We start from the raw sequence: 8,708 nt of genomic DNA, 5'->3' as shown, positions 1-8,708 counted from the left end.
TCTGCCGTTCCGACGACGAGAGCGGGCGATGCTGCGTTTCAGGCGTATGCGAAGTTTGCAGAAGTTCGCCGCCGTCCACGCTTCAGTCTACCATCACTTTAATCAGGAACGCAGCCTTTCAAAGAGACCGAATTTCAAGCTCAACCGCGCCGCCGCTCTGGCTGAGTGGCGTGGTCTTGGCGCGAGTTAATGGACAGTGTCACTGTCCTTGTAGAGACTGGTTCGAATTAGTCTGCCAGCACCGTCATTTCGGACTTGTGCAAAGGGTGCGAATTGACTGATCATCCAATCAATGATCGATCGATGTCATAAAAGGCACATCCAAGGGAGGGTGGCGATGCGGTACGAAAATCCGACGACAATAGAAAACGCAGTAGACTTGTTGGTGGGGTCTGAGGGGCCCGCCTTTGTGCTTGCGGGGGGCACGGACCTGTTGGTGCGTATGAAAGCGGATCATTTTGACGCTGATCTTGTCGTCGATCTTAAATCCATCGCGGGTATGGATCAGATCCACGAGACCGCTGATGGATTTGTCATTGGTGCCGCGGTGCCGTGTGCCGCACTCGGTGAACATGCCGCACTGGTTGCAGCTTGGCCCGGGGTGGTCGAAGCAGCTAATCTGATCGGTTCCACCCAGATCCAGTCGCGCTGCACGATCTCGGGCAATTTGTGCAATGCATCACCAGCTGCTGACAGCGTGCCTGCGATGGTCGCTGCAAATGCGCATGCGCGGATTGTTGGGCCCAAAGGCGCGCGCACCGTTGCTGTCGTGGATATTCCGACTGCACCGGGCAAGACATCCCTTGCAAAGGGTGAAATCATCGAGGCGGTTTTGTTGCCCAAACCTGAGGCGCATTCCGGTGATGCGTATCTGCGCTTTACCCCGCGTACCGAGATGGACATCGCCGTGGTGGGGGCGGCGGTCAGCCTAACGGTAGACGCCGAAGGCACCGTGCAGACGGCGCGGGTCGCGTTGGGCGCGGTTGCCCCAAGTGTTCTAACCGTCGACACCGCAGAGACGGCTCTTGTGGGCAGCATGCTCGATGACGCCACGCTGAAGGCGGTTGAGGCTGCTTGCGCGGCGGCGAGTAACCCGATCGCTGACAAACGCGGAACAGTAGAATTTAGAAATCAGGTGGCGGGCGTGCTCGGGCGTCGCGCTGCCGCACTCGCGTACACCCGCGCAGGAGGCACACAATGACTTCTATAGCCGTAACCACGACCATTAACGGGGATGATGTTGAATTTCTCTGCAATGCAGATGAGACGCTGCTGGATGTTCTGCGCAACCGCCTTGGCCTTATGGGCGCCAAAGAAGGTTGTGGCACGGGCGATTGTGGCGCGTGCAGCACCATGATGGACGGGCGCGTTGTGTGCTCCTGTCTCGTGCTGGGGGCGGAAACCCAAGGCCGCAACGTTGAGACCATTGAGGGCATGTCGGACGGTCAAGACCTGCACCCGCTTCAGACAAAGTTCATTGAACACGCTGCCCTTCAATGCGGCATCTGCACACCCGGTTTTTTGGTGGCGGCCAAAGCATTGCTTGAGGTCAATCCAGACCCAAGCGAAGAAGAAATCCGGTTCTGGCTGGCGGGCAATCTGTGCCGCTGCACCGGGTACGACAAAATCGTGCGCGCAGTGCAAGACGCCGCCGCCGAGATGAGAGGAGCAAGCGCATGACTTTTGATCCCAGCTTTAATGATAAAGATCTGAAATCCGTTGGCACGCGGGTTTTGCGGCCCGATGGGGTCGACAAAGTGACAGGCCGGGCGCGGTACGGTGCGGACTTCGACATGCCCGGCCAGTTGGTGGCCCGCGTCTTGCGCAGCCCTCACGCGCATGCGTGGATCGTGTCCATCGATACCTCCAAGGCCGAGGCCCTGAAAGGTGTCAAAGCCGTGGTGACTGCGGCTGACCTTCCGGATTTGTCGGATGGGGACGAGGCGCTTTTCGCGATCCTTGATAATTGTCTGGCCCGTACGAAGGCCAAGTATGACGGCCATGCTGTTGCGGCAGTGGCTGCAATCAACGCATCGGTGGCGCGTGCGGCGCTAAAACTGATCGACGTCGAATATGACGTGTTGCCCCATGTGGTCGATGTGGATGCGGCAATGGCCCCCGATGCGCCTTTGCTGAATGAAAGCATCTTTACCTCGGGCGTTGATCCGGTGCCCACCAAACCGTCGAACGTCGCGAACCGCTCTGAATTTGGGCACGGCGATGTGGCCGCGGGATTTGCAAAAGCCGATGTTATGATCGAACGGACCTACAAAACCGAACAAACCCATCAGGGGTACATTGAGCCGCACGCCTGCGTCGCCAATTGCAACAGTGACGGCACAGCGGACCTGTGGGTCTGCACGCAAGGACACTTTGTGTATCGCCAGAATTGCGCGGACCTATTGGGGCTTGAGGTGTCAAAGCTGCGTGTCACGTCGTCGGAAATCGGTGGCGGTTTTGGCGGCAAGACCCATGTCTGGGCCGAGCCTGTGGCGCTGGCGCTTTCGCGAAAAGCGGGGCGGCCTGTGAAACTGGTGATGACCCGCGAAGAGGTGTTTCGCGCGTCTGGTCCCACAAGTGCCACATCGATCGACGTCAAAATCGGTGCGACCAAGGACGGTAAAATCACCGCTGGTCTCGCAACATTGCGCTATACCAGCGGGCCTTATGCCGACATGTGGGCGGAGCTGGGCGCGATGACATCCTTCGCGTGCTACGATCTGGAAAACGTCAAAACCGTCGGGTTCGAAGTTGTGGTCAACCGGCCCAAAGTCGCGGCTTACCGCGCACCTTCTGCACCGATGGCCGCCTTCGCGGTTGAGAGTGCAGTGGACGAGCTGGCCCATGCGATTGGCATGGACGCAGTTGAGTTGCGGATAAAGAACGCCGCGCAAGAAGGCTCGCGGTCTTCTTATGGGCCGGTTTATGGCCCCATTGGCATTGGGCCGACGTTGGATGCCGCCAAAGCGCACCCGCATATGTTGGCACCTTTGGGCAAGAACCGAGGGCGTGGCATGGCCTGCGGTTTTTGGTTCAACTTTGGGGGTCAGACCTGTTCGGACCTCAACATCGGGGCCGATGGCACGGTGACGATTGCCGTGGGTACTGTTGATGTTGGCGGCTCGCGCGCGTCCCTATCCTTGATCGCAGCCGAAGAGCTGGGCATCCCTTATGCCCACGTCAAAGTGATTGTCGCGGATACATCATCGCTGGGCTACAATGACATGACTGACGGCAGCCGTGGCACGTTCTCGTCGTCCATGGCGACGATTTCGGCGGCCCGCAATGCGATCACAGTCATTCGCGAGCGCGCTGCGTTGATGTGGGAAATTCCGGTGGAAGACGTCGTCTGGGAAGACGGCACTGCAAAGGCTGTTGGCGACAAGCACGGCAACCGCGCACCGTTGTCGTTGAAAGAGATCGCGGCAGAGGCGGGCAACACCGGCGGCCCGATTGCGGGCCACAGTGAGCTGGTCGCGGATGGTGCGGGTGTCTCGTTTGGGACGCATATCTGCGATGTCGAAGTGGACCCCGAAACAGGCACCGCTCGTGTGATCCGCTACACCGTCATTCAGGATGCGGGCAAGGCGGTGCATCCTTCCTATGTCGAAGGCCAGTACCAAGGTGGTGCGGCGCAGGGCATCGGCTGGGCGTTGAACGAGGAATACGTCTATGGTGACGATGGGCGTCTGCAAAACCCCGGCTTCCTTGATTACCGCATTCCTGTCTGCTCGGATCTGCCTATGATCGACACGCAGATCCTTGAGATCCCCAATCCGCTGCATCCTTACGGTGTGCGCGGCGTGGGAGAGACGCCTATCGTTCCGCCGTTGGCTGCGGTTGCCAATGCGGTGTCGGATGCCGTGGATGTGCGGATGACGCATATCCCCGTATCACCGCCGCGCATACTGGCGGCGTTGAACGCACGGGCAAAGGAATAGTGGTGACGGTGACGCTCTGGGCCGGTCTGCGACCATTGGCCGACAATCAAGAGCATGTCATCGTCGACGCCACCACGATCCGGGAGATGCTGCGCAAGTTGCGAGAGCGCTACCCAGCATTGGAAGGTCCTATAAAAAGTGGCGTTGCGGTCGCGATCAATGGCACGATCTACCGCGACGCCTGGTCCCAAACGATCCCTGAAGGGGCTGAAGTGTTCTTGATGCGTCGCTTGGCAGGGGGGTAGCGGGTTAGAGGTTTGCTGCGACTTGCAAACCTTCCAATACGGCCTCTTCTACCGTGCGCGGGCTCAGGCAATCGCCGATGGGGATGACATGATGACCTGCGGCGGCCATCGCTTTTGTGAGGGTATCTTCTGACGCATGGCCCAGTGATGTGACCAGTGTATCCACCCCGTCAAACACCACAGGTTCCCCGCTGAGGGTGTGTTGAAAATAGGCGCTGTCCTCATCAACGCCGTAGGGGCGCAGGTAGGGCATAACCTCAACCCCGAGAGTGTGCAGCTTTCCGAGCCAAGCATCGCGCGCGTATTGCGGGATGGACAGGCCAGCCGTCATGCCGTTGACCGCCAAGCGTACGTGGCAGCCATGTTGCGCCAACATCTCGGCCAGCCCCAGCGCGATCCAATCGCCCCGCCAATCGGCGATTGCCACCCGGCTGCCGATGTTTGCACGGCCGGAAATGACATCCCATGCCTCGACGACGTGGCCCTCAGTGACGCCTTCAATCTTTATACCACGCGGTGTGGCACCTGTCGCAAGGATCACCGCATCGGGTGCGCGATCTTCGATGGTTTCAGCAGTGGCGCGTGCGTTCAGCTGGATATCCACACCCGCAGTGCGCGCCTCACGTTCCAAATTAGTGGTAACGCCGCCAAATTCTGCGCGGCCGGGCAACATTTGGGCAAGGCGCACTTGTCCCCCCAATGTGCCGTCGGCCTCAAGCAAGGTCACGTCATGCCCGCGTGTCCCCGCAATCGCAGCAGCTTTGAGGCCCGCAGGACCGCCACCGATCACCAACACCTTCTTGGGCGGGGCGGCAGGGGTAAGCGTGCCAAACTCCAATTCGCGCCCCGTTTCAGGATGCTGAATACATGAGATCGGATACCCGCCAAGCATATGACCGATGCAGGCTTGATTGCAGGCAACGCAAGCGCGAATGCCGTCGAGTGTTCCGGCAATAACCTTGTTTGGCATCTGCGGATCAGCGATCAGCGCACGGGTCATGCCGCACATGTCCGCCTGTCCAGACGCAAGGACAGCCTCCGCGATCTGGGGTTGGTTGATACGCCCTGCAACGAACACAGGAACGTCCACATTCGCCCGCACAGTCGCGGCCAAGGGGGCGGTATACCCTGTCTCGAATGTCATAGGTGGCACGATATGTGTGGACCCCGCCAAGCCTGCTGACGTGCCTGCGGTCACGTTCAGATAATCCACCAGCTTTTGATCAGCGAGCGCCTTGGCGACTGTGACCATTTGATCTGGCTCAAGGCCGTCGTGTTCCTTTTCGTCAATCGACAACCGCACGCCCACAACCAAATCCGGCCCCGCACCCCGGCGTACGGCACGCAAGACATCGACCAGGAACTGCAGGCGGTTTTGGTCCGATCCGCCGTAAGCATCCGTGCGCAGGTTCACATGCGGGTTCAGGAATTGAGAGGCGAGTACACCATGTGAGGCGACAACTTCGATACCGTCCAAGCCCGCTTTGCGCAACCGTGTGGCGGCGGAGGCAAATCCCTCGATGATGTCTTCGATCTCGGCTGTGTTCATTTCGCGGGGGATCACATGAAAACGTTCGGTGGCCACGGCGGACGGCGCAAGGGCGACTGCCTGCGTACCGTCGGCCGCCTTTGTCATTTCGCGACCCGGATGCGTGAGTTGCGCAAAAACCTTGGCGCCGTGGCGTTGGCATGCGTTCGCAATGTGGGCGTAACCCGGAATGCAGGCATCTTCATAGGCGCGAATGGCGGGTCTGCCAGACATACCTGATACATGCGCACGTGCGGCCTCGATGATGATCAAGCCTGCACCACCCTGTGCGCGGGCCGTGTGATAGGCCGCCATACGATCAGTCGGTAGATTGTCCTTCAACATCACCGCCATATGCCCCGTGGAAAAAATCCGGTTGCGCAGCGTATGGCCGTTGATGGTGAGCGGACTGAGAAGGGTTTTCATGCCGTACCCGTGGACAGATAATGCCAGAGCGGCGCATCACTGTCAGTTGCCTCTTTTTCCTCGGCATCCAGAAAGGCGACGGCGGCGACTTCATGTGCCGTGAACACCTTCAAGAGCGGTAAGTCTTGTGGGGGAGCAAGTGCTTCGAGGTTCTGGAAATCTTCGACATAACCGGGAAAGAGGGTGCGCATCTTTGCCAAGAGGTCCTCCCAGTTTTCAGGCTCTTTGCTGGCCATCACCTTGCCCGATGCATGCAAACTGGCTGTGTCGCGCGGCGTAATATTGTATTGTGCCAGCAATGGCGCGACAGCGGCGGCAGTATAGGCTTCGACTTGGGCCAATAGGCGCATCTTTAGCTTTTGATGATGCTCTGGCTGGCGGTCTGCCAATGCGTTGAAATACGCCTCCCCTTCGATTTCCTCTTCGTAGTAGTCTTTGAGGATGCGAAGGTATTCGGCGCTCGCATCCGCTGGGGCAATCCCGTTCAAATATGTCCCTTCGGGTGTTTCACCCACGTCAAGACGGTCGTGGCGCAGGGGGTCATCGGGATCAATGGGGGCGTCCAGCTCGCGGGCGTATTTGTGGCCCGCATAGACGGCTGCCGCGATGATCGCAGGGGCCTCGCAATCGCCGATGCGCGTCAAGGTAAAGGGCAGGGTGGATGCATCCCCGTCTGCGCCCGCCACAAGATCGTGGTAAAGATCATCATTGGTTTTGCGGTAGGTCACCATCACGACCGAAGCAGCAGCGAGCGTCGTTTGATCCCCAGAATACTCACACGCCAAAGTAGCTACTGTGCCATCAAAGCTTTGGAGCGATTTAGACAACTCAATTCCAATCCCGAGCCGCATCATATGGGTGCGGATTTTCCACCGCTCTGATGTGTTCTCGGCCCATTGGGACACTGCGTCAGCAGGCGTTACATACGTGACCGCCCCGCCGTTTGCGCGGATTTTCTCGGCGATCACGCCGCCAAGGTAATAACCGTCTTCGTCATAAACGATCGTCGGACCATCGGGGATTTTGCCGTCCATAATGTCGTCGGCAGTTAGAATGGTGGGTGTGGTGCCCTCAGATGCGACGGACACATAGCGGTTCCCATCATAACGTTCGCTGCGCCATGATGCCCCAGTTGCGAGGACCACGTGATCTGCGCCAACCTCATGGACGTCTTTGGCCGATAGTGGGCTGTCGAGATAAACATCTACATTGGGCATTTGCCTGATTTGTTGTTCGCGGTAGGCGAGGACGCGGTTGTATTCTGACATTCCCGGCAACGCCGCCTCGCGCGGGATACGACCGCCCAAAGTCTGCGTCGCCTCAGCCAACATGACTTTGTAACCGCGTTTGCCCAAGGCACGCGTCGCCTCAAGCCCGGCGGGCCCTGCGCCAACGACAAGAACACTTGCCTCACTGCCCTTTGCGGCGATCTTTTCAGGGTGCCAGCCTTTGCGCCACTCTTCGCCCATCGTGGGGTTTTGTGTGCAGCGGATCGGCACGCCAAGGCTGTCGCCAGAATAGCAGATATTGCAGCCGATGCATTCACGGATGCTGTCGACATCTCCGCCTTCGATTTTGGCAGGCAAGAACGGATCGGCGATGGACGGACGCGCGACCCCGATCAAATCGGTCACGCCACGCTTGATCTGACTGACCATCGCATCCGGCGAGGTAAAGCGCCCCACGGTCACAACAGGTTTGTCCGTCACCGATTTGACAAAATCCATATAAGGTTCGAGTGCGGCCTCTTTGGTGAACCGCGACACGCCCATCTCAACGATGTAATCGGCGATGTTTATGTCCCAAAGGTCAGGAAGGGGGGCGAGCATCTCGAACATGTCGCGCCGCTCTCCGGTGATCGGGACACCGTCCTTGCCGATCTGTTCATCGGCGGCAAAGCGCACGGCAACGGCACATTTGTCACCCACGGCGTCTTTGGTTTCTTCGATCAATTCACGCACCAAGCGGGTGCGGTTTTCCATGCTGCCGCCATATTCGTCGCCGCGCGTGTTGCGGCGCGGGTCAAGGAAATTGGCCAGCAGATAGCCATGTGTTGCATAGACATAAACCAGGTCAAAGCCTGCATCCCGCGCACGGATCGCGGCATTGCGGTGCCAACGGCGAAAGGTCTTGATGTCGCTCTTGTCCATGGCGCGGGTCTGAAACGGGTGGCCAACGACATTCGGCATCGAATCCAGATCAAGCGCCACTTCACGGGTCATCAGATTGGCGCTGCGCGATCCGCCATACCAAAGTTCGGCCCCTGCCAAGGCACCATATGCATGGATTTTATCGGTCATCAGGCGGTGCGCACGCACGTCGCTGTCATTCCAAAGCGAGGCTGACACATGTTTGAGATCATCCGACGACGGGTGGATTGAGTTATATTCGGTGCAAACCACACCCCACCCCCCTTCTGCTTTAACCTCGCGCATGTCGGCCAGCATGCGGGGGCGCAGATGGCCCATTCCCGTGCAGTGTGGCACCTGAAAGAAGCGGTTTTTTGTAGTCACAGGCCCGATTTTCAGGGGCTGGAACAGCGGGTTGTAGCGCGGGTCTTGGGGCATC

6 protein-coding genes and 1 pseudogene are annotated in these 8,708 nt (G+C 58.9%); 5 read left to right on the top strand and 2 right to left on the bottom strand.

All coding sequences use genetic code 11. The features are described 5' to 3' along the window. From ABJD00_RS04230 to ABJD00_RS04210, 5 genes and pseudogenes are all read left to right on the top strand, one after another. Positions 1 to 190 (top strand): annotated as a pseudogene (locus ABJD00_RS04230) (IS6 family transposase); the annotation flags it as partial. 147 nt (positions 191 to 337) lie between these two features. Then, positions 338 to 1,201, top strand: coding sequence for an FAD binding domain-containing protein (locus ABJD00_RS04225; protein ID WP_413848482.1), 864 nt, complete (start codon positions 338 to 340; stop codon positions 1,199 to 1,201). Further along, positions 1,198 to 1,680: a (2Fe-2S)-binding protein gene (locus tag ABJD00_RS04220; RefSeq protein ID WP_413848480.1), complete on the top strand. Its 483-nt coding sequence runs from the start codon at positions 1,198 to 1,200 to the stop codon at positions 1,678 to 1,680. Before ABJD00_RS04225 ends, ABJD00_RS04220 begins: the two co-directional genes overlap by 4 nt. Further along, on the top strand, positions 1,677 to 3,941 hold the full coding sequence (locus ABJD00_RS04215) for a xanthine dehydrogenase family protein molybdopterin-binding subunit (RefSeq protein WP_413848478.1): 2,265 nt from the start codon (positions 1,677 to 1,679) through the stop codon (positions 3,939 to 3,941). Before ABJD00_RS04220 ends, ABJD00_RS04215 begins: the two co-directional genes overlap by 4 nt. A gap of 2 nt (positions 3,942 to 3,943) precedes the next feature. Further along, positions 3,944 to 4,186, top strand: coding sequence for a MoaD/ThiS family protein (locus tag ABJD00_RS04210; protein WP_413848476.1), 243 nt, complete (start codon positions 3,944 to 3,946; stop codon positions 4,184 to 4,186). A 4-nt stretch (positions 4,187 to 4,190) separates the two neighbouring features. Here ABJD00_RS04210 and ABJD00_RS04205 read toward each other — a convergent pair whose 3' ends face one another. Beyond that, the gene (locus ABJD00_RS04205) at positions 4,191 to 6,140 is read right to left on the bottom strand and encodes an FAD-dependent oxidoreductase (protein WP_413848474.1); all 1,950 of its coding nucleotides are present in this window, start codon (positions 6,138 to 6,140) and stop codon (positions 4,191 to 4,193) included. After that, positions 6,137 to 8,707 carry an FAD-dependent oxidoreductase gene (locus ABJD00_RS04200; protein ID WP_413848472.1) on the bottom strand — a complete coding sequence of 857 codons (2,571 nt, stop codon included), beginning with the start codon at positions 8,705 to 8,707 and terminating at the stop codon, positions 6,137 to 6,139. The genes ABJD00_RS04205 and ABJD00_RS04200 overlap by 4 nt, the downstream gene beginning before the upstream one ends. Between the last annotated feature and the right edge of the window lies 1 nt (position 8,708).

The organism is Tateyamaria sp. (genome assembly GCF_039945315.1).
Classification (GTDB): Bacteria; Pseudomonadota; Alphaproteobacteria; order Rhodobacterales; family Rhodobacteraceae; genus Tateyamaria.
The sequence above is the reverse complement of the archived record's forward strand: the minus strand, read 5'-3'. Positions and strand labels throughout refer to the sequence as shown.